Origin of the sequence: Sphingomonas sp. UBA978, assembly GCF_002292295.1 — a bacterium.
GTDB lineage: Bacteria > Pseudomonadota > Alphaproteobacteria > Sphingomonadales > Sphingomonadaceae > Sphingomonas.
Map to the genome: position 1 here is coordinate 140,635 of NZ_DBBS01000014.1, position 23,366 is coordinate 164,000.

The following is a 23,366-nucleotide window of genomic DNA, read 5'->3' on the forward strand; positions in this document are numbered from 1 at the left end:
AACGGACGAGGGATGAGCGGCGTGGCGATGAAGGCGGGATACTGGCTGGCGGGCGGGCTGGCGCTGATGGCGGGCCATGCGCAGGCGCGGACGCCGGCGGCGGGTGCCGTGCCGACCGCCGCCAGCACGGTGGCGGCGCAGCAGGCGCTCGATCCGGGCGATGCGGCGGCGGTGGCGTATGACGTGTCCTTCCCCCATGCGATGCATCACGAGGCACAGGTGACGGCGACGTTCCGGGCGGTGCCGGCGGGGCCGCTGCGGGTGCAGATGGCGCGATCCTCGCCGGGGCGCTATGCGATCCACGAATTCGCCAAGAACGTCTATCGCGTCTCGGCGAAGGACGGCGCCGGGCGGGCGCTCGTCGTGACGCGCAGCGATCCCTATGGTTGGAGCGTCGCCGGGCATGACGGCACGGTGGTCGTTACCTACACGCTGTTCGGCGACTGGGGCGACGGCACCTATGCGCAGATCGACGCGACGCATGCGCATCTCAACATGCCGGCGACCTTCCTGTGGGCGCCGGGCTATGAGGCGAAGCCGATCCGGGTGCGGTTCCGGCCGTTCGATCCCAAATGGAAGATCGCGACGCAATTGCCGGCGGCCAAGGGGGCGGACAGCTTCTGGGCGCCCAATTTCCAGTATTTCATGGACAGCCCCACCGAGCTCAGCGACTTCGCCTTGCGCGAATGGCCGATGACCGATGCGAAGGGGCGGACGCAGCTGGTGCGGCTGGCGGTGCATCATGCCGGGACCGAGGCCGATCTCGACGTCTATGCCGCCAAGGTGAAGCGGGTGATCGCGCAGCATTATGCGCTGTTCGGGCAGGCGCCGCGCTACGATTACGGCACCTATACCTTCATCGCCGATTACCTGCCGCAGATCGCCGGCGACGGGATGGAGCATCGCAACTCGACGATCATTACCGACCAGCGGTCGCTGCGCGAGGCGAAGTTCGCGCAGATCAACACGCTGAGCCACGAATTCGTCCACAGCTGGAACGTCGAGCGGTTGCGTCCCGCCGAGCTGGAGCCATTCAACTTTACTCGTGCCAATCCGACGCCGAGCCTGTGGTTCGCGGAAGGGTTCACGCAATATTACGGGCCGCTGATGATCCGCCGTGCGGGCGAGATGAGCGTCGACGATTTCCTTGCGCAGTTGGGCGGGACGCTGGCTGCGGTCGTCGCCCGGCCGGCGCGGCTGTACGGCGGGCCGGAGGAGATGAGCCTGCGCGCGCCGTTCGTCGATGCGGCCAAGGCGATCGATCAGGTCAATCCCAACATCTACGTGTCCTATTACCCCTATGGCGCGATGATCGCGCTGGCGCTCGACCTGCAGCTGCGCCAGCGCGGGCTGACGCTGGACGCCTATATGCGGCATCTGTGGACGACGCTGGGCGATCCCGAGCGCGCCTATACGCCCGCCGATCTGGAACGCGCGCTGGGCGAGGTGACGCGCGATCCCGGCTTCGCCAAGGCGTTCTTCGACGGCAGCGTGCATGCGAGCGGCCTGCCGGACTATGCGCCGTTGCTGCGGCAGGCGGGGCTGGTGCTGCGGCCCGTGGACGCCGCACATGGCTGGGCGGGGCTGACCGTGGTGGCGGGCGAGGACGGCGGCGTGATCGTCGGCGAGGCACCGTGGCCGACGGCGCCCGCCTATGCCGCGGGGCTGGAGCGGGGCGACACGATCCTGCGCCTCGACGGCATGGTGGCGACCGACCCGGCGGCGGTGAAGGCGCTGCTCGCCACGCACCGGCCCGGCGACCGGATCGCGGTCCGCTATCGCCAGCGCGGGGTGGAGCGGGCGGCGACGATGCAGCTGGCGGCGAACCCGATGGTCGAGCTGGTGCGCGGCGAGGCGGCGGGCGTCGCGGTGACGCCGGCGCAGATGGCGTTCCGGACCGCCTGGCTGGGGAACTGACCGCCGCCGCGGGCGGGCGCGGGGGCAAAAAAAGCAACCGTCACGGGCTATTGTAACGGAACATTGCTGCGGCGCGGCAGTAGTGTCGGGAACGAACCCGGAGCTGCCGTATGAAGACCGTCCGCCATCCCGCCCGATGGCCCCATATCCTCGCCGTCGTGATCGGCGTGGTCGGGCTGCTCAATCTGGCCGGGGGCGTGTGGCTGGCGACATTGGGCGGCAGCCTGTTCTACGCGGTCGCCGGGCTGGCGATGCTGGCGACCGCGGCGCTGCTGTGGCGGCGGCAGGTGGCGGCACTGCACGTCTTCGCGGCGCTGGTGCTGGGGACGGTGGTCTGGGCGTGGTTCGAGATCGGTGCGGACTGGTGGCCGCTGGTGCCGCGCGGCGACCTGATCTTCATCTTCGGTGCGCTGCTGGCGCTGCCGTGGACGGTGCGGCGGCTGGTGCCCGGGACGACGTGGCGGCGGGCGGCGGGGCCGCTGGCGGGCGCGCTAGGACTGGCGGCGGTGTTCGGCGCGGTGTCGCTGACGCGCGACGTCCACAATCTGGACGGGACGCTGCCGGGACCGCGCGAGGCACTGGTGGCGAATGCGGGCGGGGTGCCGGACGACGACTGGTCCGCCTATGCGCGCAGCTGGCGGGGCGACAAATTCTCGCCGCTGACGCAGCTGACGCCGGCCAATGTCGGTAATCTGAAGGTCGCGTGGCAATTGCAGACCGGCGACGTCAAGCGCGCGGGCGATCCGGGCGAGACGACATACGAGATGACGCCGATCAAGGTCGGCGACACGGTGTATCTGTGCACCCCGCACAATTGGGTGATCGCGGTCGATGCGGAGACGGGCAAGGAGCGCTGGCGCTTCGACCCGAAGATCGCGACCTCGTCCAAGAACATGCAGCATCTGACCTGCCGCGGCGTATCCTATTGGGATGGCGCGAAGGCGGGCGCGAATGTGGGCGACTGCCCGCAGCGGATCTTCCTCGCGACCAACGACAGCCGGCTGATCGCGCTGGACCCCAAGACGGGCGCGCTGTGCCGGAGCTTCGGTCAGGGTGGCACGGTCAGCCTGTTGCCGGGGCAGCCGCATTACAACCAGGGCTGGTATCAGGTGACGTCGGCGCCGCTGGTCGCGCGCGGGCTGGTCATCACCGGCGGGGCGGTGTTCGACAATATCTCGACGAAGGTGCCGTCGGGTGTGATCCGCGGCTATGACGCCGCGACCGGGCGGCTGGTATGGAATTTCGATCCGGGTAACCCCGACGACACCGCGCCGTTGGGTACGGGCAAGCGCTATACGCCGTCGTCGCCGAACAGCTGGAGCACGCCCGCCGCCGACGAGGCGCTGGGCCTCGTCTATCTGCCGATGGGGATGGGTGCGGTCGATCAATGGGGCGGCAACCGGCCCGCGACGACCGAGCGGTTCGCGACGTCGGTGCTGGCGCTGGAGATCGCGACCGGGCGGCCGCGCTGGGTGTACCAGACGGTGCATCACGATCTGTGGGACATGGACGTGCCGGCGCAGCCCGCGCTGGTCGACCTCAACCTGCCGGGGCGCGGACGCGTGCCGGCGCTGGTCCAGTCGACCAAGACGGGCAATCTGTTCGTGCTCGACCGGCGGACCGGGCGGCCGGTGTTCCCGGCGCCCGAGAGGCCGGTGCCGGCCGGTGCCGCGCCGGGCGACCGGACGTCGCCGACGCAGCCGTTCAGCGCGGTCTCGCTGATGCCGGCGCCGGCGCGCGAGACGGATATGTGGGGCGCGACGATGCTCGACCAATTGTGGTGTCGCATCCGTTTTCGGTCGCTCGACTATAAGGGCGCGTTCACGCCGCCGTCGCTGAAGGGATCATTGGTGTTCCCGGGCAATTTCGGGGTGATGGACTGGGGCGGCATCTCGATCGATCCGGTGCGGCAGGTGGCGTTCGCCCATCCGAATTATGTCGCGTTCGTCGACCGGCTGGTGCCTCGGGCGGACGACGCGGGCGGGGCGGGCGAACGCGGGCCGGCGGGCGGATCGGACCGCAAGGGGTCGCAGGAGGCGGGCTACAACCCCAACACCGGCGCACCGTTCGCGGTCGACATGAACCCGTTCCTGTCGTTCGCCGGGCTGCCGTGCCAGTCGCCGCCCTGGGGCTATGTCGCCGGCATCGACCTGACGACCGGCAAGAAGGTCTGGGAGCACAAGAACGGCACGATCCGGGACGAGACGATTTTGCCGATGCCATTCAAGCTGGGTGTGCCGTCGCTGGGCGGGCCGATCACGACCGCGGGCGGGGTCGCGTTCATGGCGGCGGCGATCGACAATTACGTGCGCGCCTATGACACGCGCACCGGCAAGGTGCTGTGGCGCGCACGCCTGCCCGCCGGGGGGCAGGCGACGCCGATGTCCTACCGCTCCGCCGCGAGCGGGCGGCAGTTCGTCGTCGTGGTCGCCGGCGGGCATGGCTCGCTGGGGACGAAGCTGGGCGATTCGGTGATCGCCTATGCCCTGCCCAAATAACCTGCCCAAGTGACCTAATGCGCCGACGCGCCCTCCGCGCCGATGCCGGTTTCGGCGCGGATGCGCTGCGCGGCGTAGCCGGCGTGGTCGACCGCGGCGCGCGGTGAGCGGTCGAGGATCGAGACGAGCCAGATCGTCAGGAAGGCAAGCGGCATCGAGACGATCGCCGGCGACGAATAGGGGAAGATCGCGGCCGGGTGGCCGAGGATCGTCACCCAGACCGCGGGCGACAGGATGGTGAGGACGACGGCGAGGACGAGGCCCAGCGTCCCGCCGGCGACCACGCCGCGGGTCGTGCACCCCTTCCACAGCAGCGACAGGATCAGCACCGGGAAATTCCCCGAAGCGGCGATCGCGAAGGCGAGGCTGACCATGAAGGCGACGTTCTGTTTCTCGAACACGATGCCGAGCAGGATCGCCGCGGCGGCGAGCACCAGCACGGTGCGCCGCGACACGCGCAGTTCGGCGGCGCTGTCCGCCTGCCCCTTGCGGAACACGGTGGCGTAGAGATCGTGGCTGACCGCCGAGGCGCCCGACAGCGTCAGCCCGGCGACGACGGCGAGGATGGTGGCGAAGGCGACCGCGGAGATGAAGCCGAGGAACAGGTTGCCGCCGACCGCATGGGCGAGATGGATCGCCGCCATGTTGCCGCCACCGATCAGTCCGCCGGCGCCGTCGGCATAGCCCGGATCGGTCGCGACCAGCACGATCGCGCCGAAGCCGATGATGAAGGTGAGCAGGTAGAAATAGCCGATCCACCCCGTCGCCCAGAGGACGGACGTGCGCGCCGCCTTGGCATCCGGCACGGTGAAGAAGCGCATCAGGATGTGCGGCAGGCCAGCGGTGCCGAACATCAGCGCCATGCCGAAGGAGATCGCCGAGACGGGATCCTTGATGAAATTGCCCGGCCCCATGATCGACGCGCCGCGCGTCGACGCCTCGGCGGGCGAGAGGCCGGTGGCGGCGGCGAGGCCGGTCTTTACCTGCACCGCGCGGGCGAACAGCGCCTCGGGCGAGAAGCCGAATTGCGCGAGCACCATCAGCGCCATGAAGGTGGCGCTGCCGAGCAACAGCACCGCCTTGATGATCTGGACCCAGGTCGTCGCGGTCATGCCGCCGAACAGGACGTAGAGCGTCATCAGCACGCCGACGATGCCGACGGCATATTCGTAGCGCAGGCCGAACAGCAATTTGATGAGCTGCCCTGCGCCGACCATCTGCGCGATCAGGTAAAAGAGGACGACGACCAGCGTGCTGGTCGCGGCGAAGCTGCGCACCGGCGTCTGCGCGAAGCGGAACGAGGCGACGTCGGCGAAGGTGAACTTGCCGAGGTTGCGCAGCCGCTCGGCCATCAGGAACAGGATGATCGGCCAGCCGACGAGGAAGCCGATCGAATAGATCAGCCCGTCATAGCCGTCGTTGAAGATCTGTGCCGAGATGCCGAGGAAGCTGGCGGCGGACATATAGTCGCCGGCGATGGCGAGGCCGTTCTGGAAACCGGTGATGCCGCCGCCCGCGGTGTAGAAGTCCGACACGGTGCGGGTGCGCCGCGCCGCCCAGCGGGTGATGCCGAGCGTCAGCAATGCAAAGGCCGCGAACATCGCGATCGCGGTCCAGTTGGTCGGCTGCTGCTGCATCTGGCCGGCGATGCCGTCGGCCAGCGCGGGGGTGGCGAGCAGGACGAACGGCACCGCGAGCGGCAGGGCGAGCGGCAGGGCGAGGAGCCGGCGCGTCATGGCGTGTGATCCGCGACGAGCGCGACGAGCGCGGCGTCGTAATCGCGGTTGGCGCGCGCGACGTAGAGGCCGGTGAGCAGGATCGCGAGGAGGATCAGCGCGAAGCCGATCAGGATGCCGAGCGAGGTGACGTCGCCCGCCGCGATCGGCTGCGCGAGGAAGGGTTTGTCGAAGGCGACGAGCAGGACGAAGCCGAAATAGGCGGCGAGCATGATGCCCGACAGCAGCCAGCCGAACCGGCCGCGCGCGCGGATGAGCTGGCGGTATCTTGGATCGTCGGCGATCCGCGTGAGCTGCGCGTCGGTCATTCACCCTCCCCGGTGCGACCCTGCGATCGGGGTCGATAGCGGTATCATGACGCAAGCGACGCGGCGCGCAACCGCGAATGACCCGGTGCCGGCGGCTGAACGCGCGGCGGGTGACGAAAAGTTCATGTCGCCGCCATGCCCGGGACAGTGGCGCGGGCGCATGGCGGCGGGATGGGCCTGAATGCACCCGAGCGACGGCAGCGGCGGTGGATGCGATGGAGCGCCGGGATCGGCGTCGTCGTCGCCGTCGCGCTGATCGGCGTCGCCGCGGTGGCGGGGTTTTTCGATCGCGATCCCGTGCGGCTGTTCGCCGCGCGAGGCGCGAAGCGGCCGGTCGGCGTGCTCTATATGTCGGGCGACATGGGGCTGCGCTTCGGTCCCGCCCCCTATACGACACAGGCGCTGGTGGCGCAGGGCATCACCGTGGTCGGGATCAACGCGCCGACCGCGTTCCGCACCCGCCGGACGCGAACGGAAATCGATGCGATCGTCGCGGACGGCGTGCGGCGGGCGCTGGCGGAGACGCACGCGGACCGGCTGGTGCTGATCGGGCAGAGCTATGGCGCCGATATCGTGCAGACCGGGCTGGCGGCGCTGCCCGCCGATCTGCGTGCGCATGTCGCCGGGGTGGTGCTGGTGGTGCCGGGAACGTCGGTGTTCTTCCGTGCCGACCCGACCGGCCTCGCCTATCGCGAGACGCCGGACAGCCGCGGCGCGGCGACGCTCGCGCGGCTGGACTGGACGCCGGTGACGTGCATCTACGGTGTCGCCGAGCGCGACAGCGTGTGTCCGCACGTGCGCCTGCGCAACCAGCGCGCGATCGCCATGCCGGGCGGCCATTTCCTGAACGAGGATCATGCGGGGCTGTTCGGCCATGTGCTGGCGGCGGTGCGGCGGGCGGCGCCCGAGGCGTTCGCGGGGTGACAGGATGAGAAGAGGGGGATGATGATGACGGCGAAGAGGGTCGCGATCGGCGCGGCGACGCTGATGGCGCTGGCGGCAGGCGCGTCTGCGGGGGCGGCACTGCGGCCGGACGCGGTGATCGGCCGCTGGAGCAATCCCAAGGGGACGCTGGCGGTGCAGACCGGCCTGTGCGCCGACGGATCGCTGTGCGGGCAGATCGTCTGGGCGAGCGCGCAGGCGCAGGCCGATGCCCGCGACGCCGGGGTCGCCGCGCTGGTGGGCACGCAATTGCTGCAGGGCTATCGGCCGGAGGGGCACGGCAGCTGGGCGGGGCGGGTCTATGTCCCCGACATGGGGCGCAGCTTTTCCTCGCGCATCCGCCAGACGTCGGCAGGGACGCTGAGCATCTCGGGCTGTCTGGTCGGCGGCTTCCTGTGCAAATCGCAGGTCTGGCACCGGGTGGCGTGACGACCATGCGCCTGGATGCCGTCATCGCGCTGGCGACCCGGCACCGCCGCAGCCTGACGGTCGCGGCGGTGCTGGTCGTCGCGGGAATCGGGTTCGAAGCGTTGCGGCTGGTGCTGCGCGCGGTGCATCTGAGCGACGTGCGCACCGCGCTGCATGCGGTGGCGGATGTGCGGATCGCCGCGGCGCTGGCGCTGACCGCGGTCAGTTACCTGCTGCTGACCGGGCTCGACTGGGTCGCGCTGCGCAGCGTCGGGCGACCGTTGCCGTGGCGGATCGCGGCGGCGGGATCGTTCACCAGCTACACGTTGAGCCACAATCTGGGCCTGTCGCTGATTACCGGCGGGTCGGCGCGGCTGCGATTGTACGGCGCGGCGGGACTCGCGTTCGGCGAGATCGCGCAGGTCGCGGCGATCTGCGCGCTCGCGTTCTGGGCGGGCGTGACGGGTGCGGGCGGGATCGGCCTGATCGTGAGCGACGGCATCGTGCTGGGGCCGGTGACGCTGGGGGCGGGCGCGGCGCGCGGGCTGGGGGCGGTGCTGGTCGCGGCGCTCGCCGTGCTGCCGATCGTGCGGGCGAGCGGGCGCGAGACCTTGGGGTGGGGTCGTTTGCGCATCGCCTTGCCGCGGCTCGGGCAGATGGCGGCGCTGGGCGGGCTGTCGCTCGCCGACCTGATCGCGGCGTCGGCGGCGCTGTTCGTGCTCACCCCGCATGCGGCGGCGGCGGCGTTTCCGGCGTTCGTCGTCGCCTATGCGGTGGCGGTGGTCGTCGCGCTGCTGCTGCACGTGCCGGGCGGCCTCGGCGTGTTCGAGACGATGGTGCTGGCGACGGTGCCGGGCGACCGGCCGGCGCTGTTCGCGGGGCTGCTGCTGTACCGGCTGATCTATTATCTGCTGCCGCTGCTGATTGCGGCGATCGGGATCGCGGCGGCGGAGGGGTGGCGGCTGCGCCATCCGATCCGGCGCGGCCTGTCCTATGTCGACCGTGCCGGGCAGCTGCTGGCGCCGAGCGCGGTCACCGTGCTGGTGTTCGTCGCGGGCTTCGTGTTGCTGGTGTCGGGCGCGCTGCCGGGGGTGAAGGGGCGGCTCGCCGACCTGCAGGACCTCGTGCCGCTGCCGTTCATCGAGGGATCGCACATGGCGGGGAGCCTGATCGGCACCGCGATGCTGCTGGTCGCGCCGGCGCTGACCGCGCGGCTGCGCTCGGGCTGGGCGGCGGCGCGCATCCTGCTGATCGGCGGGGCGATCTTTTCGCTGACCAAGGGCCTCGATTACGAAGAGGCGGCGTTGCAGCTGATCGTCGCGGGCGTGCTGCAATATTGCCGGGCGAGCTTCTATCGCGAGGGCGGCATCCTGACCGACCGGCCGCGCTGGCCATGGCTGGTCGCGGCGGCGGCGGCGCTGGGGCTGAGCATCTGGGCGGGATTCTTCGCCTACAAGCGCACCCCCTACAGCGACGAATTGTGGTGGCGATTCGCGTTCGACGCCAATGCGCCGCGGTTCCTGCGCGCGAGCTTCGCCGCCGGGGTGCTGCTGACCGCGGCGTCGGCGTGGCAGTTGCTGACCGCGAGCGCGACGCGGTCGCTGCCCGATGCGCTGCCGCCCGAGGCGGTGATCGCGGCGGCGCGGGCGCATGCATCGCGCAGCGACGCCGCGCTGGCGTGGACCGGGGACAAGAGCTTCGTCGTGTCCGCGGCGGGCGATGCGTTCCTGATGTACCGGGTGCAGGGGCGCAGCTGGGTGGTGATGGGCGATCCGGTCGGCCCGGTCGCGGCGTGGAGCGAGCTGGTGTGGAGCATCCGCCGCGCCTGCGACGCGCGGTCGGGACGGTTGTGCTTCTATCAGGCGAGCGAGCGGATGCTGCCGCTGTTCGTCGAGATGGGGCTGCACGCGATCAAATATGGCGAGGAGGCGCATGTCGCGACCGCAACCTTCTCGATGGCGGGGCCGCGCGGCAAGTCGCTGCGCCATGCGGTGCGGCGGACCGAGGCGGCGGGGGCGGTCTTCTCGGTCGAGCCGGCGGGCGTGGTGCCGGGGCTGATCCCCGACCTCGCCGATGTGTCGGCGGCGTGGCTGGCGGACAAGGCGGGGTGCGAGAAGCGGTTCAGCCTGGGCGCGTTCGATCCGGCCTATCTGGCGCGCTCGCCGATCGCGCTGGTGCGGGTGGAGGGGCGGATCGTCGCCTTCGCCAACGTCTGGGTGTCGGGCGACGGCGAGGAGGCGTCGGTCGACCTGATGCGCCACCGCCCCGATGCGCCCTACGGGACGATGGAGATGATGATGGTGCGGCTGATCGAATGGGCGCGCGAGGGCGGCTACGGGCGGTTCAACCTGGGGATGGCGCCGCTGTCGGGGATGCCGAGCGGGCGGCTGGCGCCGCTGTGGGCGCGGCTGGGCCATGCGATGTATGCCAATGGCGAGCGATTGTACGGCTTTGCCGGGCTGCGCGCGTTCAAGGCGAAATACGGGCCGGACTGGGTGTCGCGCTATATCGCGACGCCGCCGGGCGCGGCGATGCCGCGGACGCTGATCGATCTCGCCCGGCTGGTGAGCGCCTGATAGGACGGGCGCATGACCCAGCAGACCCTCCGGCGCCGCAGCGTGCTGTTCATGCCCGCCTCCAACCCGCGGGCGATGGCCAAGGCGCGGGACCTGAAGTGCGATGCGGTGATCCTCGACCTCGAGGATGCGGTCGCGCCCGAGGCGAAGGACGAGGCGCGGGCGGCGGCGCTGGCGGCCGCGGAGGAAGGGTTCGGGGCGCGGGCGTGTGCGGTGCGGATCAACGCGCTCGATACGTCATGGGGCGCGGCGGATGCGGCGGCGCTGGCGGGCGCGCCCGGCGTCGCGGCGGTGGTGGTGCCCAAGGTGGCGTCTGCGGCGGAACTGAGCGCGGTGCGCGCGCTGCTGGGCGCGGACGGTCCGCCGCTATGGGCGATGATCGAGACGTGCGGCGCGATCCTGCGGCTGGCGGAGATCGTCGCGGCGGGGGCGGGGCTGGAGCTGCTGATCGCGGGGACCAACGACCTCGCCAAGGAGATGCGCTGCCGGCCCGGCGCGGACCGCGCGCCGCTGGTGCCGGCGCTGGCGCAGATGGTGATCGCGGCGCGATCGGCGGGGCTGGTGGTGCTGGACGGGGTGTGCAACGCGATCGGCGACGAGGCGCGGCTGACGGCGGAATGCGCGCAGGGCGCGATGCTGGGCTTCGACGGCAAGACGCTGATCCATCCGGGGCAGATCGCCGCGGCCAATGCGGCGTTCGGGCCGTCGGACGAGGAACTGGCGTGGGCGCGGGGCGTGGTGGCGGCCTTCGCCGCGCCCGAGGCGGCGGGCAAGGGCGCGATCCGGCTGGACGGTGCGATGGTCGAGCGGCTCCACCTCGCCGAGGCGGAGCGGTTGCTGGCCTATTGACCTCCGCCCCGAGCCGGGGGCGGGGTCAGCCTTCCAGAATGGCGCGGACGCGGTCGGCGATGACTTCCATGGCGAAGGGCTTGGTGACCAGCGCCATATTGGGCGCGAGCGGGCCGTTGCCGATCACGGCGTTTTCCGCATAGCCGGTGATGAACAGCACCTTGAGCTGCGGCAGCAAGGCCATGGCGGCGTCGGCGACCTGACGCCCGTTCATCTGGCCGGGCAGGCCGACGTCGGTGATGAGCAGGTCGACCTGCGCGCCGGTGGCGAGGAGGCGCATCGCCGCGGCACCGTCGCCCGCCTCGAGCACGGTATGGCCCATCTCCTCGAGGATCTCGACCACCAGCATGCGGATCGTCGGTTCGTCGTCGACGACCATCACCGAATGCCGGCCCTCCGCCGCGACCGGCAGGACGGCGCCGACCGGGGCGCCCTCCTCCTCCGCATCGCCGTAATGGCGGGGCAGGTAGATGCACATCGTCGTGCCCTGGCCGAGTTCGGAATAGACGCGCACCTGCCCGCCCGACTGGCGCGCGAAGCCGTAGATCATCGACAGGCCGAGCCCGGTGCCCTCGCCCATCGGCTTGGTGGTGTAGAAGGGGTCGAAGGCGCGCGCCTGCACCTCCGGCGTCATGCCGGTGCCGGTGTCGGTGACGCAGAGCGACAGATACTGGCCGGGTTCGAGATCGCGGTCGCGCGCGGCGCGCTGGTCGAGCCAGCGGTTGGCGGTCTCGATCGTGATGTGGCCGCCGTCGGGCATCGCATCGCGCGCGTTGATGCATAGGTTGAGCAGCGCGTTTTCGAGTTGGTTGGGATCGACCATCGCCGGCCAGAGGCCGCCGGCGCCGACCACCTCGATCTCGACGCCGGGGCCGACGGTGCGCTGGATCAGGTCGCGCAGCCCGTCGATCAGGCGGTTGATGTCGGTCGGCTTGGGATCGAGCGTCTGGCGGCGCGAGAAGGCGAGCAGCCGGTGGGTGAGCGCCGCGGCACGGCGGGCGGCGCCGAGCGCTGCGGTCGAATAGCGTTCGAGCTCGCCGATCCGGCCCTGACGGATGCGCACCTGCATCATCTCGATCGCGCCCGAGATGCCGGTCAGCATATTGTTGAAATCATGGGCGAGGCCGCCGGTGAGCTGGCCGACCGCCTCCATCTTCTGCGCCTGCCTCAGATGCGCCTCGGCGACCATCAGTTCGCGCGTGCGCTCCTCGACCTGCTGTTCGAGGCTGGCGGTGAGCGCGGCGAGCTCGTGCTCGACGCGGCGGCGCTCGACCGCGTCGCGGACGCGTTCGGCGATGTCGCGGACGAAGGCGATTTCTTCGGGCAGCCATGGCCGCGGGACGGCATTGTTGAGGTAGAGCAGGGCGACGAAGCCGCCCTGTTCGGTGACCGGCATGTTGATGAACGACAGCGCCGCAAGGCCCTTCAGCCCCTCGGCGGTGTCGCGGGTGCGGGGATCGTCGTAGACGTTGCCGATCGCGACCGTGTCGCCGCGCTTCAGATCCTCGATATAGGAGCCATAGTCGCGGAAGTGGAGGATCGAGGGCAGCGGCGCGATGCCCGGCGCGCACCAAGGACGCTCGGTGACGATCGTCTCCGCCTCGCGGTCGATCGTGCCATAGCCGCAGCGGCTGACGTCGAGCATCCGGCCGAGGATTTCGACCGCGGCATAAGCGAGGTCGGCGGGATCGCCGGCGCTGCGCAGGGCGTCGTTGAGCTGGACGAGCGCCTGCAGCCGCATTTCCGCCGATTTGCGCGTATCGATGTCGAAGCTGATACCCGGAAAGCGGATCGCGCGACCGTCGGCGTCGAGCGTCGCCCGGCCCCGCGCCGCGACCCAGCGGGCGCGGCCGTCGGGCTGGCGCAGGCGATAGTCGCTCTCGAACGGCTCGCCGCTGGCGAGCGCGGCGGCGATCTCCGCCTGCACGCGCGGCGCGTCGTCGGGATGCATCGCCGCGAAGAAGCGGTCGATCGGGGCGCCGGCACGCGCCGCGGCGGCGTCGACGCCATAGAGGCGGGCGAAGGCGGGATCGGCGGTGACGCGGTCTGCCACCACGTCCCAGTCCCAGCTGCCGACGCTGATCGCGCCGGAGGTCTTCAGGTCTTCATCGGCCATCGGCGGCGAATCGTCTCTCGTCGGTGGGATCAGGAAGCGTCGGTCGCCCGGCGGCGCGCCTCGGTCGCGGCGTCCTCTTGCGGCAGGCCGGTATCGATCGGGGCATTGGGCGTGGTGCCGTGCGGCGCGGTGCCCGGCGTCGCCGATCGCGGGCCGAGGCCGCCGCCGCCCGGACTGGTGTCGCGCGATCCGTCGTGCAGCACGCCGGCGGCGGTATCAGCGTCACGCGGCGCAATGCCGTCGGGGGCGTCGGGGGCGTTGCTCGGTTGCTCGGTCGGCATGGACTTCTCCTATGTTGGGCCGCCAACGTTCTGCAAGGCGGAGCGATCCTGCGTTTTCCGACGAACCGAGCGGCGCCTCAGCGCGCGGTCGCGGCGATCGCCGTACGGTCCCAGCCGCCGCCCATCGCCTGATAGAGCGCGACATAGGCGGTGGCGCGGTCGGCGCGCGCCTGCACCAATGCGAGTTCGGCGGTGAGCAGGCCGCGCTGGGCGTCGAGCTGTTCGATGTACGAGGTGTAGCCGGCGCGATAGCGGTTGCTGGCATTGCGCAGCGCACCGGCGAGCGCATCGACCTGCAGCCCCAGCGCGGTCGCCTGTTCGGCCGAGCGCTGGACGCCGGCGAGCGCATTGTCGACCTCCTGGAAGGCGACGAGCGCGGTGCGGCGATAGGCGAAGGCGGCCTGATCCCGGCGGGCGGTGGCGATGTCGCTCTGCGCGCGCAGCCGGCCGCCGTCGAAGATCGGCGAGAGGATGCTGGCGCCGATCGAGAAGACGCCGATCGGATTGGCGAGCGCGGTCGACAGGACGACGCCGGCCGAGCCGGTGAGCGCGAGATTGGGCAGCATCGCCGCGCGTGTGCTGTCGAGCGTGCGGTCGGCGGCGACCAGGGTCTGTTCCGCCTGGAACAGGTCGGGCCGGCGGCGGAGCAGGTCGGCGGGCAGACCGTCGGGGATCGCGGGCGCGACCAGCCGGTCGAGCGGCACGCCGCGCGGAATCGGGCCGGGGCTGGTGCCGAGCAGCAGGCCGAGCGCATTCTCCTGTCGGCTGATCGCGAGTTGCGCGGCGGGGACGAGCTGCTGGGTGGCGCGATATTCCGCCTCTGCCTGCCGCAGTTCGAGGTTGGAGGTGTAGCCGGCCTCGGCGCGGCGGCGCGCGATGCGCAGCGCCTCGGTGCGGGCGGCGAGCGTCTGTTGCGCGACGGCGAGCCGCTGGTCGAGCGCGCGCAGGGTGATGTAGCCGGTGGCGACGCCGCTGGCGATGGCAAGGCGGACGGTGTCGCGCGCGCCCTCGCTGGCGAGCAATTGCGCCTGCGCGGCGCGGGACGCCTGCCGCAGCCGGCCGAACAGGTCGAGGTCGTAGCTAGCGGTGATCGCCGGCTGCGCGCCGATCGCGTCGCTGGGCGTGCCGAGCGGGCTGACGGTCTGGCCGGTGGTGCCGGGCAGGGTGCCGCCGAGCGTCGGCGTACGCTGCGCGGCGGCGAGGCGGGCGCCGGCACGCGCCTCGTCGATGCGCGCGGCGGCGGCGGCGAGGTCGACGTTGTCGGCGAGCGCGCGGTCGATCAGGCGGGTGAGGACGGGATCGCCGAACGCATTCCACCAGTCGGCGCGGATCGGCTGGCCGTCGCCGAGCGCGGTGCGCCATTGCGGCGGTGCGACGACGGCGCTGGTGGCGGGTGGTGCGGGGCGGGGGCCGATGCAGGCGGCGAGGGTGAGGCAGAGCAGGGTCGTGCACGCGAAGGCGCGAAGGCGCGACGATGGGGCGCCGGATGCAGCCGCGGTCCGTTCATCAGCGACCCGGCTGGAACGCGATGCCGTCGCCAGCGGCAAGACATCTTCGCGCCTTCGCGCCTTTGCGTGAAACCAAACCGGGTACCGCGCGGACAGGGCGATATGGGTTCTCGCGGAGACGCGGAGGCGCGGAGGTGTTGCGGCTGTGGCGATCGGCAGGGTTTGATCGCGACGTGCAGCGTCAATTAGAGGCTGCGCCGCCGAGTGAGGCAGCGCCAGTACCCAATGCCCTTCGTCACCCCGGACGGCATGTTCGTCGTCATGAGCGATCGGCAACCGTGCGTCTACATGCTGGCCAGCGGCTTCAATGGCACGATCTACACCGGCGTGACATCCAATTTGGTCGGCCGGGTGATGCAGCATCGGGCCGGTACTTTCGAGGGCTTCACCAGCCGTTACGGCGTCGCGATGCTGGTATGGTTCGACATCGCGGACACGATGGAAAGCGCCATCGCCAGCGAGAAGCGGATCAAGGCATGGCGTCGTGACTGGAAGAAGAACCTGATCGAGCGGGACAATCCCGATTGGGCGGATTTGGCGGTCGGTCTCGGATTGCCGCCGCTGGAGTGATCGCATGCCTCTCGCTCGCGGAAGGGTGGACCCCGGAACAAGTCCGGGGTGACGGGGGTGTTTTGGCGGGGGGAACACCGGATCACTCACCGGATCACCGGGCCGTTGGTGGTGTCGATGCGGGCCTGGACCGACATGCCGGGGCGGAGGCGGTTGCGGAGGGGCTGGCCGGGATCGATGCGGATGCGGACGGCGATGCGCTGGGGGACCTTGGTGAAATTGCCGGTGGCATTGTCGGCCTTGAGCACCGCGAATTCCGATCCGGCGGCGGGCGAGATGCGTTCGATATGGCCGGAGAGGCGCGCGTTGGCGAGGCCGTCGACGGTGAAGCTGGCGGGCTGGCCGACGGTCATGCGCGCGGTCTGCGCTTCCTTGAAATTGGCGATCACCCAGGTTTCGGGCGGGACGAGGAACATCAGCTGCGAGCCCGCCGTCACATACTGGCCGACGCGGACGCCGACCTCGCTCAGCCGGCCGCTTTCGGGGGCGCGGATGACGGTGTTGGCGAGGTCGATCTGGGCGAGGCGGCGGGTCGCCTCGGCGCCGGAAACGCCGGCGCGCTGGCCGCCGCGGCCGACCTGGACGGTGCGGATGTCCTGCTGCGCGATCTGGCGGGCGGCATTCGCCTGTTGCACCGCAGCCTGCGCCTGTCGCCGCGCCGCGAGCGTCTGGTCGCGCTCGCGCAAGCTGACCGAGCCGTCGGTGACGAGGTCGTTGACGCGGTTCATGTCCGCCTGCGCGCGCATCAACTGCGCCTGCGCATTGGCGACGGCGGCGGTCTGCGCGGCGAGGCTGGCGGTGCGGCTGCGTTCGGATTGCAGCGCGTTGGCGAGCGTCGCCTCCTGCGCGTTGACCTGTGCGCTCGCCTGATCGACGCGCTGGCGGTAGATGCGGTCGTCGATCTGGACGAGCGGCTGGCCCGCCGTCACGTCCATGAAGTCGCGGACATAGACCTGCGTGACATAGCCCGAGACCTGCGGCGCGATCACCGTGGTGCGGCCGCGGACATAGGCGTTGTCGGTCGACTGATAGGCGTTGGCGAAGGGCGGCAGACGCCACGCCGCGAGCACCGCGAGCACGCCGCCGAGCGCGAGCGCGACGATGACGAACAAGGCGGTGCGGCTGGGCGGCCGCGGGCGCCAGCCGGAGCCGGCGGGGTCGCTCGGCGGGGTGGCCGCGGCCTGCGCTTCCTCGGTGGCGGGGACGGGATCGACGGGGCTGCGGCTGTCAGTCATCGTTGGCGGTCATGCTGGGGTCCCGGCGAGGGCGGCGCGTCGTTCCCGGCGCGCGCGGCGGATCATGAGGAAGAGGAGGTAACAGAAGGTCAGCGCGGCGAGCAGCGCGATCAGGCGGAAGACGTCGTCATAGGCGAGCACGTTCGCCTCGCGCGTCGCGGTCTGCGACAGGATCGCGCCGCCCTCCGCGCTGCGCAAGGCGGGGTCGCCGACGACGCGCGACACCGAAGCGCCGCCCGCCGCCAGCCGCTGCGCGACGATCGGGTCGGTCGGGTCGATGCCCTGCACCAGCGCGGCGCTGTTCGCCTTTTCCCGGATCACCTGATAGCTGCCGAGCAGCGCGGTGCCGGCGAGGCCGCCGATCGAGTTTATCATGCCGAACAGGGCGATGAAGCTGATGATGTGGCCCGAGCCCTTCTGGAGTGCGCGCGTCATGCCGAACAGGAGCGCGGGGCCGAGGAAGTAGGTGGCGGCGAAGGCGATCAGCGCCTGCGTCACGTACATCTGCGGCGCGCGCGTGAGGCTGGTAGCGTGGCTGTCGATGAACGCGGCGACGGCGACGAGGCCGATCGCGAGCATGATCGGATGCGCCAGCCGGGTGACGTCGAGCGTCACCGCGCTGAGGATGACGCCGGCGACCGAGGCGATGAAGATGATCGTGAAGAACAGCACGAGCTGGTCGTTGTTCTGGCCCAGAATGGTGAGCAGGCCGACCGCGGCATAGGTCTGTTCGGACAGGACGATGCGCGCCATGATCGTGACGATCGTGAAGCGGACGATATCGGCGCTGCCCAGCCAGCGGGTGTTGAGCAGCGGATTGACGCGGTGATGCTCGATGTAGAGCGCCGCGCCGAGCATCGGGATCGCGGCGATCAGCGCCCAGCCGATCCATGGCGCATTGGTCCACCAGACGATGCGGCCCAGCCCGAGCACCGCGGCGAACAGTGCCATCGCGCCGGCGAACAGGACGAAGGTGAGGAAATCGAGCCGTTCGAACGCCTTCGACCGCGTCGTCGGCGGCAGGCGGAGCAAGGCGACGGCGGCGAGGCTGAGCAACGCCAGCCCCAGTTCGAACAGGTAGAGCGTGCGCCATTGCGACATGGCGAGCAGGTCGGGCGAGAACAGCCGGGCGAGCGGCGTCGCGCATTGCGGGATGCCGATGCCGACCACCACCGCCTTCAGCCGCCATTTGAGCGGCAGCGCCTGCATCATGTAATAGAGGCACAGGCTGGTGACGGCGGCGCCGGCCATGCCGCTGGCGGCGCGGACGAGGATGGCGGTGTCGAAGCCGCGGACGAACAGGTGGCCGAAGGTCAGCGCGGCATAGATGCTGAGGAAGATCATCGCGAAGGGCCGGAGGCCATATTGCGCGCGGAACTTGATGAGCAGCAGGTTGATGCTGACGTTGGTCATCACATAGACCGTCGGCAGCCATGCGATCTCCGCCGGGTCGAGGCCCAGCGCGCCCTGCAACGTATAGGTGTTGGCGGAGATGAGCGCGTTGCCGAAGCCGCCGGTCAGCCCGAGCAGCACCGCGATCACGCCATAGGCGATGCGGTGGCGCGTCCGGTGCTCCACCGAGCCGGGCGAACCGGGAATCGCCGGGACCTCGTGGGGCAGGAAGTCCCAATGTTCTTCGGACAGGAAACGGCGCAGCCGGGCGAGCATCGCCGTCCTATAAACGCAAATATCGCGCGCGGTCAGCCGCCTAAGATCGAATCGTAGAGCGCGATATAGCGATCGGCCATGCGTTCGACGCTGAACCGTTCCGCAACGGCGGCCCGGCAGGCGGCGCGGTCGATCTCCGGCAGGCGCGCGACCGCGGCGATCGCCTCCTCGACGCTGTCGACCAGGAAGCCGGTGACGCCGTCCTCGATCAGTTCGGGCATCGATCCGCGGTCGATCGCGATGACGGGGGTGCCGCAGGCCATCGCCTCGATCACCGACAGGCCGAAGGGTTCGTCGAAGTTGATGAGGTGGAGCAGCGCGGCGGCCTTGCCGAGCGCAGCGGTACGTTCGTCGCCGCCGACCGCGCCGGGGTGGCTGATACGGTCGCCGAGATGGGGGACGACGCTGCGCTCGTAATAGCCCTGATCCTGGACGATGCCGTACATGGCGAGGTCGCGGCCGGTCGCCTGCGCGACCGCGATGGCTTCGGCGGCGCCCTTGTCGGGGTGCATGCGGCCGAAGAAGAGGAGGTCGTCGCTGCCTGTCGCGTCGAAGGGGAATTCGTCGAGGACGATGCCATGGTGGATCGTCGCGGCGTAGTTCAGTTTCGGCGAGCGGTCGGCCTCGCTGATCGCGACGTAATGCACGCGGTCCTGATAGGGCTGGTACATCGGCAGGATGCGGTCGGACGAGAAGCCGTGGATGGTGGTGACCATCGGCGTATCGACGAGGTGCGCGAAGGCATGGGCGGGGAAGTCGGCCTGGTTGTGGATCAGGTCGAATTCCTGCGCGCGCTCGAACAGATGCGCGAGGTGGCGGAATTCCCAGACCTTGGCGTCGACGCTGGGGTCTTCGGAATAGGGCGCGGGGACGACCGCGGCGAGGGTGCCGGCGGTGAGGCTGTCCTGCGTGGCGAAGAGCGTGACGTCGACGCCCCGCCGCACCAGCGCTTCGGTGAGCAAGCTGGTGACGAGCTCCCACGGGCCATAGTGGCGCGGCGGGGTGCGCCACGAAATGGGGGCGAGCATCGCGATTTTCATCGAACGGGCTTAGCGGGTTACGCGGAGGATGACAGCCTCGTTCGGGGCGAGCGTGTAGGGTGCGCGGTCGGTCCCGGTAGGACGTTGTTCCTCTCTCGAGGAGTGAGAGGCAGGGAGGGTGGTCAGCAGCGTTTCGCCGGGCGGGAGGGGGACGGTCTGTTCGGTCGCGCCCATGTTGAGAGCGATGACGATGCGTTCGTCGCCATGGGTGCGTTCGTAGGCGAGGACGTCGCCCTCGGCCTCGATCAGGCGGAATTCGCCGATCGCGAGCGCGGCATGCTTGCGGCGCAGGGCGAGCAGGTCGTGGTGCAGCGTCAGCATGGCGTTGTGCGCGGCGACGTTGCGGGTCGGCCAGTCCGGATTGAGCGGCAGCCATGGTTCGGCGGTGGAGAAGCCGGCGTGCGCGCTGGCGTTCCACGGCATCGGCGTGCGGACGGGATCGCGGCCGAGGCCGAGGCCGGGTTCGCGCAGCTCGCGCGGGTCCTGCACCCGGTCCGCCGGAATGGCGACGTCGGTCAGGCCGATCTCGTCGCCGTAATAAAGCGTCGGCGTGCCGCGGAGGGTGAGGAGCAGCACCGCGGCGACGCGCGCCTGCGCCGCCCCGACGCGGGTGGCGATGCGCGGGCGGTCGTGGTTGCCGAGCACCCAATTGGGCCAGCCGCCGGGGGGCAAAGCGGCTTCATAGTCGGCGATCATCCGCGCGAGGTCGCGCGCGTGCCACGGCGCGTCGATCAGCTGGAAGTTGAAGGGCAGGTGCACCTCGGGCGCGACGAGGCCGTAATAGTGCATCAGCCGTTCGATCGGCAGATAGATCTCGCCGATCAGGACGCGGTCGCCGGGGTAGGAATCGGCGATGGCGCGCATCTCCGCGGCGATGGCGTGGACCTCGGGCTGGTCGGTGGAATGGAGCTGGAGGACGGCGTGCATCCCGCCCATGTCCGGCCGATAGGCGGGGTTGGCCGGATTATCGGGAAAGCCCTCGTGCTTGACCATGTGCCAGAGCACGTCGATGCGGAAGCCGTCGACGCCGCGGTCGAACCAGAAGCGCAGCACGTCCATCATGGCGGCGCGCGGGTCGGGGTTGCGCCAGTTGAGGTCGGCCTGTTCCTTCAGGAAGGCGTGGTAGTAATATTGGCCGGTGGTGGCGTCATATTCCCATGCCGAACCGCCGAAGTCACTGATCCAGTTGTTGGGCGGGCCGCCATCTGCGGCGGGATCGCGCCAGATGTACCAGTCGCGTTTCGGGTTGTCGCGCGACGCTCGGCTCTCCCGAAACCACGGATGATCGGTCGAGCTGTGGTTGGGGACGAAATCGAGCAGCAGCTTCAGGCCGCGGGCATGGGCGGCGGCGAGGAGGGCGTCGAAATCGGCAAGCGTGCCGAAGCGCGGGTCGACGTCGCAATAATCGGCGACGTCATAGCCGAAGTCGCGCATCGGCGAGGGGAAGATCGGCGAAATCCAGACCGCGTCGACCCCCAGCGCGACGAGATGATCGAGCCGCGCCTCGATCCCCCTGAGATCGCCGATGCCGTCGCCGTCGCTGTCCTGGAACGAGCGCGGATAGACCTGATAGATCGTGCCCGACTGCCACCATGCGGTCATGCGAACAGCCCCTTCGAGAGGCGGGTCATGCGGCAGGCGAGATCCGCCTCGCCGCTGGCGACGAGATAAGCGTCGCCGGTGTCGACGAGGCCGGTCGAGAAGACGACCGGGGTCGGCAGGTACATCTGGTGCGCGATCGGGGCGGTAAGCGCGGGGTTCGCCTCGAGCAGCGGTACGTCGTCCTCAATGCGCAGGATCTGCGCGGGATCGTCGCGGTCGAGCAAGGCCCAGAAGCTGCGGTAGATGCCGACGCTCTCCTGCGCCTCGACGCCGTGATAGATCATCAGCCAGCCGTCGGAGGTAAGGATCGGCTGGGTGCCGCCGCCGATCTTCATCGCCGAGCGCGACGCCTTGCGGGCGCGCAGGCCGGGGGCGTCGAGCGGTTTCCAGTGGAGCGCGTCGGGGGATTCCGCGAAGTTGATCGAGGGGCCGCCGACCCAGGGGCTGTCGGGCGGATAGGCGAAATAGACCTCGCCCAGCGGGCGGGTGAGGGCCATGAACCGGTCGCCCACCAGTCCTTCGAACAGGATCATGTCCTTGTTCTGGTGGTCGAGGACGATCCCCTCCAGCCGGTAATGCAGCCCGTCGCGCGAGGTGTGGAGCGTGGTGCAATGGCGTTCGGCGCCGACCGAGCAGGTGGTCATGTACCAGAGGTCGCCGATGCGGGTGATGCGGGCGTCCTCGACGCCATAGCATTGGTAGCCGGCGGCGGGCTCGATCGCGGCGTCGTAATGGATCGCGACGATGGTTTCGCCGGCGGGATCGAGCTCGACCGGGAGCAGCCACGAGAGCGAGGTGAGCGCGAGGATGCGGTGGCGGCTGCCCTTCAGTTCGAACTGGCGGGGATCGGTCATGTCGACCCGGTCGAGCGGCCAGGCGTCGAGGACATAGCCTGCGGGCGTCCAGCGGATCGCATGCGCATGATCGTCGCGGACCGGTTGGGACAGCGCCTCGGCGATGCGGACCATCAGCAGCAGGTTGCCGTTGGGCAGCCGGGTGAAGCCGGGATTGAACGCGCCGAGGACATAGGTCGGCTCGGCGATGCCGCGGCGGAGCGGCGAGCGGGTGAGGTCGACGTGGTCGGGGGTGAAGATCAGCGCGTCATGCATAGGGGGCGTAGCGCTGCGGGCGCGTCGTGGTTCCGTCCTGCCGTGGCCGGCGTCGGCAGGACGAGGGGGCTTCCACGCCGGATCGCGGTCGTGGAAGCCCGCCGGTCGCCTCCCCGTGCCGGGGAGGCGTTTTGCGTCAGAAAGCCGCGGTCAGCGAGAAGACGGCGGTGGCGCCGGCGATCGTGCCGACCCCGTCCTGGCCCTTGCTGAAGCTCGGCTGCAGATAGGCCGATTCGCGCTTGCTGATGTCGGTGTCGGTATAGGCGACGCCGACGGTCAGCGGCGTGCCGGCGATCGCATAGTCGGCACCGAGCAGCCAGTCGGCATATTCGCCGGTCGGCGCGACGCTGGTCGCGAACGGACCGAGCCCGTCATTGCCCTTCGAATAGCCGAAATGTGCCTTCAGCGTCAGGCCGGTGTTGGGCACCGCGCTGCTGATGTCGCCCCAGACGTAGAGGTTGTCGTTCTTGTCGCCGGGCTTGGTATAGACGCCGTTCGCCGCGGCGGTGCCGTTGGCGTACCACGCGCCGAGCGCTTCCTGCTTGGGCGCATAGGCGACGCCGGCGGTCAGGCCGACCGGTCCGAGCGTGCCGGACAGCTTGGCATAGGGTTCGATGAAGTCGGTGTTGTCGAAGCCGCCCGGATACATATACCAGGTCGCGCCGACGTCGAGCGTGCCGCCGCCGACCGGGACCTTGTAGCCCGCGATCAGGTCGAGTTCCATGTTGGCGCCGCCGAACGTGCCCCAGCCGGCGAGGTTCGAACCCCAGGTACCGATGTAGAGGCCGCTTTCGTGCGCGATGGTCAGGCCGCCCTGGACGGCGAGCTGCTTGTCGCTCTGCGACACGCCGCGGAAGCGATAGTCGGAGACGATGCCGACGCTGCCGGTGACGGTGACCGGCTTGGGTGGTGCGGTTTCCTGCGCGGCGGCGGGAACGGCGATCAAGGCTGCGAGCGATGCTGCGGCCAGGCTGAGATACTTCATGGGACCCCTTTCAACGGT

At 70.2% G+C, this 23,366-nt stretch carries 18 protein-coding genes and 1 pseudogene; 7 read left to right on the forward strand and 12 right to left on the reverse strand.

The features are described 5' to 3' along the window. Positions 1–12: 12 nt before the first annotated feature. Together B2515_RS07040 and B2515_RS07045 are read left to right on the forward strand one after the other, a co-directional pair. Positions 13–1,917, forward strand: coding sequence for a M61 family metallopeptidase (locus tag B2515_RS07040; RefSeq protein ID WP_293875207.1), 1,905 nt, complete (start codon positions 13–15; stop codon positions 1,915–1,917). A 110-nt stretch (positions 1,918–2,027) separates the two neighbouring features. Further along, the gene (locus tag B2515_RS07045; RefSeq protein WP_293875209.1) at positions 2,028–4,415 is read left to right on the forward strand and encodes a membrane-bound PQQ-dependent dehydrogenase, glucose/quinate/shikimate family; all 2,388 of its coding nucleotides are present in this window, start codon (positions 2,028–2,030) and stop codon (positions 4,413–4,415) included. A gap of 14 nt (positions 4,416–4,429) precedes the next feature. Here B2515_RS07045 and B2515_RS07050 read toward each other — a convergent pair whose 3' ends face one another. Both B2515_RS07050 and B2515_RS07055 read right to left on the reverse strand, forming a co-directional pair. After that, positions 4,430–6,151 (reverse strand): cation acetate symporter, encoded by a 1,722-nt coding sequence (locus B2515_RS07050; RefSeq protein ID WP_293875211.1) that lies wholly within the window; start codon positions 6,149–6,151, stop codon positions 4,430–4,432. After that, the gene (locus B2515_RS07055) at positions 6,148–6,459 is read right to left on the reverse strand and encodes a DUF485 domain-containing protein (RefSeq protein WP_293875213.1); all 312 of its coding nucleotides are present in this window, start codon (positions 6,457–6,459) and stop codon (positions 6,148–6,150) included. Before B2515_RS07055 ends, B2515_RS07050 begins: the two co-directional genes overlap by 4 nt. A 135-nt stretch (positions 6,460–6,594) precedes the next feature. Between B2515_RS07055 and B2515_RS07060 the strand changes: the two genes are divergently transcribed. Genes B2515_RS07060 through B2515_RS07075 form a run of 4 tightly spaced genes read left to right on the forward strand, consistent with a single transcriptional unit; the run spans position 6,595 to position 11,234 of the window. Further along, the gene (locus B2515_RS07060) at positions 6,595–7,383 is read left to right on the forward strand and encodes an AcvB/VirJ family lysyl-phosphatidylglycerol hydrolase (RefSeq protein WP_293875215.1); all 789 of its coding nucleotides are present in this window, start codon (positions 6,595–6,597) and stop codon (positions 7,381–7,383) included. A gap of 24 nt (positions 7,384–7,407) precedes the next feature. Then, the gene (locus B2515_RS07065) at positions 7,408–7,830 is read left to right on the forward strand and encodes a DUF2147 domain-containing protein (protein ID WP_349676235.1); all 423 of its coding nucleotides are present in this window, start codon (positions 7,408–7,410) and stop codon (positions 7,828–7,830) included. A 5-nt stretch (positions 7,831–7,835) separates the two neighbouring features. Beyond that, complete coding sequence (gene mprF / locus B2515_RS07070) at positions 7,836–10,385, forward strand: bifunctional lysylphosphatidylglycerol flippase/synthetase MprF (protein WP_293875407.1); 2,550 nt, start codon at positions 7,836–7,838, stop codon at positions 10,383–10,385. A 12-nt stretch (positions 10,386–10,397) separates the two neighbouring features. Beyond that, positions 10,398–11,234, forward strand: coding sequence for an HpcH/HpaI aldolase/citrate lyase family protein (locus B2515_RS07075; protein ID WP_293875219.1), 837 nt, complete (start codon positions 10,398–10,400; stop codon positions 11,232–11,234). A gap of 25 nt (positions 11,235–11,259) precedes the next feature. Here B2515_RS07075 and B2515_RS07080 read toward each other — a convergent pair whose 3' ends face one another. The 4 genes and pseudogenes from B2515_RS07080 to B2515_RS07090 all read right to left on the reverse strand — a co-directional run bounded on the left by B2515_RS07080 (position 11,260) and on the right by B2515_RS07090 (position 15,073). Continuing rightward, complete coding sequence (locus B2515_RS07080) at positions 11,260–12,975, reverse strand: ATP-binding protein (protein WP_414711372.1); 1,716 nt, start codon at positions 12,973–12,975, stop codon at positions 11,260–11,262. A 21-nt stretch (positions 12,976–12,996) separates the two neighbouring features. Continuing rightward, positions 12,997–13,350, reverse strand: a pseudogene (locus tag B2515_RS17340) (PAS domain-containing protein); the annotation flags it as partial. Positions 13,351–13,379: 29 nt separating this feature from the next. Next, on the reverse strand, positions 13,380–13,631 hold the full coding sequence (locus B2515_RS07085) for a hypothetical protein (RefSeq protein WP_293875223.1): 252 nt from the start codon (positions 13,629–13,631) through the stop codon (positions 13,380–13,382). A gap of 77 nt (positions 13,632–13,708) precedes the next feature. Next, positions 13,709–15,073: an efflux transporter outer membrane subunit gene (locus B2515_RS07090; RefSeq protein WP_414711373.1), complete on the reverse strand. Its 1,365-nt coding sequence runs from the start codon at positions 15,071–15,073 to the stop codon at positions 13,709–13,711. 291 nt (positions 15,074–15,364) lie between these two features. On the opposite strand from B2515_RS07090, the gene B2515_RS07095 reads away from it, so the two are divergent. Next, positions 15,365–15,709: a GIY-YIG nuclease family protein gene (locus B2515_RS07095; protein WP_293875227.1), complete on the forward strand. Its 345-nt coding sequence runs from the start codon at positions 15,365–15,367 to the stop codon at positions 15,707–15,709. Between the two features lie 86 nt (positions 15,710–15,795). Here B2515_RS07095 and B2515_RS07100 read toward each other — a convergent pair whose 3' ends face one another. From B2515_RS07100 to B2515_RS07125, 6 genes are all read right to left on the reverse strand, one after another. Continuing rightward, positions 15,796–16,944: an HlyD family secretion protein gene (locus B2515_RS07100; protein WP_293875229.1), complete on the reverse strand. Its 1,149-nt coding sequence runs from the start codon at positions 16,942–16,944 to the stop codon at positions 15,796–15,798. Between the two features lie 9 nt (positions 16,945–16,953). Continuing rightward, positions 16,954–18,612: an MFS transporter gene (locus tag B2515_RS07105; protein ID WP_293875231.1), complete on the reverse strand. Its 1,659-nt coding sequence runs from the start codon at positions 18,610–18,612 to the stop codon at positions 16,954–16,956. A gap of 32 nt (positions 18,613–18,644) precedes the next feature. After that, complete coding sequence (locus B2515_RS07110) at positions 18,645–19,652, reverse strand: glycosyltransferase family 4 protein (protein WP_293875233.1); 1,008 nt, start codon at positions 19,650–19,652, stop codon at positions 18,645–18,647. 9 nt (positions 19,653–19,661) lie between these two features. After that, entirely contained in the window at positions 19,662–21,254 is a 1,593-nt protein-coding gene (locus B2515_RS07115) for an alpha-amylase family glycosyl hydrolase (RefSeq protein ID WP_293875235.1), read from the reverse strand. Then, on the reverse strand, positions 21,251–22,363 hold the full coding sequence (locus B2515_RS07120) for a glycosidase (RefSeq protein ID WP_293875237.1): 1,113 nt from the start codon (positions 22,361–22,363) through the stop codon (positions 21,251–21,253). The genes B2515_RS07115 and B2515_RS07120 overlap by 4 nt, the downstream gene beginning before the upstream one ends. Before the next feature lie 136 nt (positions 22,364–22,499). Beyond that, positions 22,500–23,348, reverse strand: a complete 849-nt coding sequence (locus B2515_RS07125; protein WP_293875239.1) for a TorF family putative porin — start codon at positions 23,346–23,348, stop codon at positions 22,500–22,502. Positions 23,349–23,366: the final 18 nt, after the last annotated feature.

Bases quoted from the DNA above. Each gene is read 5' to 3' on its own strand.
- B2515_RS07040 (WP_293875207.1), top strand. From the start codon at position 13: ATGAGCGGCGTGGCGATGAAGGCGGGATACTGGCTGGCGGGCGGGCTG.
- B2515_RS07045 (WP_293875209.1), top strand. From the start codon at position 2,028: ATGAAGACCGTCCGCCATCCCGCCCGATGGCCCCATATCCTCGCCGTC.
- B2515_RS07050 (WP_293875211.1), bottom strand. From the start codon at position 6,151: ATGACGCGCCGGCTCCTCGCCCTGCCGCTCGCCCTGCCGCTCGCGGTG.
- B2515_RS07055 (WP_293875213.1), bottom strand. From the start codon at position 6,459: ATGACCGACGCGCAGCTCACGCGGATCGCCGACGATCCAAGATACCGC.
- B2515_RS07060 (WP_293875215.1), top strand. From the start codon at position 6,595: ATGCCCGGGACAGTGGCGCGGGCGCATGGCGGCGGGATGGGCCTGAAT.
- B2515_RS07065 (WP_349676235.1), top strand. From the start codon at position 7,408: ATGACGGCGAAGAGGGTCGCGATCGGCGCGGCGACGCTGATGGCGCTG.
- mprF (WP_293875407.1), top strand. From the start codon at position 7,836: ATGCGCCTGGATGCCGTCATCGCGCTGGCGACCCGGCACCGCCGCAGC.
- B2515_RS07075 (WP_293875219.1), top strand. From the start codon at position 10,398: ATGACCCAGCAGACCCTCCGGCGCCGCAGCGTGCTGTTCATGCCCGCC.
- B2515_RS07080 (WP_414711372.1), bottom strand. From the start codon at position 12,975: ATGCGGCTGCAGGCGCTCGTCCAGCTCAACGACGCCCTGCGCAGCGCC.
- B2515_RS07085 (WP_293875223.1), bottom strand. From the start codon at position 13,631: ATGCCGACCGAGCAACCGAGCAACGCCCCCGACGCCCCCGACGGCATT.
- B2515_RS07095 (WP_293875227.1), top strand. From the start codon at position 15,365: ATGCCCTTCGTCACCCCGGACGGCATGTTCGTCGTCATGAGCGATCGG.
- B2515_RS07100 (WP_293875229.1), bottom strand. From the start codon at position 16,944: ATGACTGACAGCCGCAGCCCCGTCGATCCCGTCCCCGCCACCGAGGAA.
- B2515_RS07105 (WP_293875231.1), bottom strand. From the start codon at position 18,612: ATGCTCGCCCGGCTGCGCCGTTTCCTGTCCGAAGAACATTGGGACTTC.
- B2515_RS07110 (WP_293875233.1), bottom strand. From the start codon at position 19,652: ATGAAAATCGCGATGCTCGCCCCCATTTCGTGGCGCACCCCGCCGCGC.
- B2515_RS07115 (WP_293875235.1), bottom strand. From the start codon at position 21,254: ATGACCGCATGGTGGCAGTCGGGCACGATCTATCAGGTCTATCCGCGC.
- B2515_RS07120 (WP_293875237.1), bottom strand. From the start codon at position 22,363: ATGCATGACGCGCTGATCTTCACCCCCGACCACGTCGACCTCACCCGC.
- B2515_RS07125 (WP_293875239.1), bottom strand. From the start codon at position 23,348: ATGAAGTATCTCAGCCTGGCCGCAGCATCGCTCGCAGCCTTGATCGCC.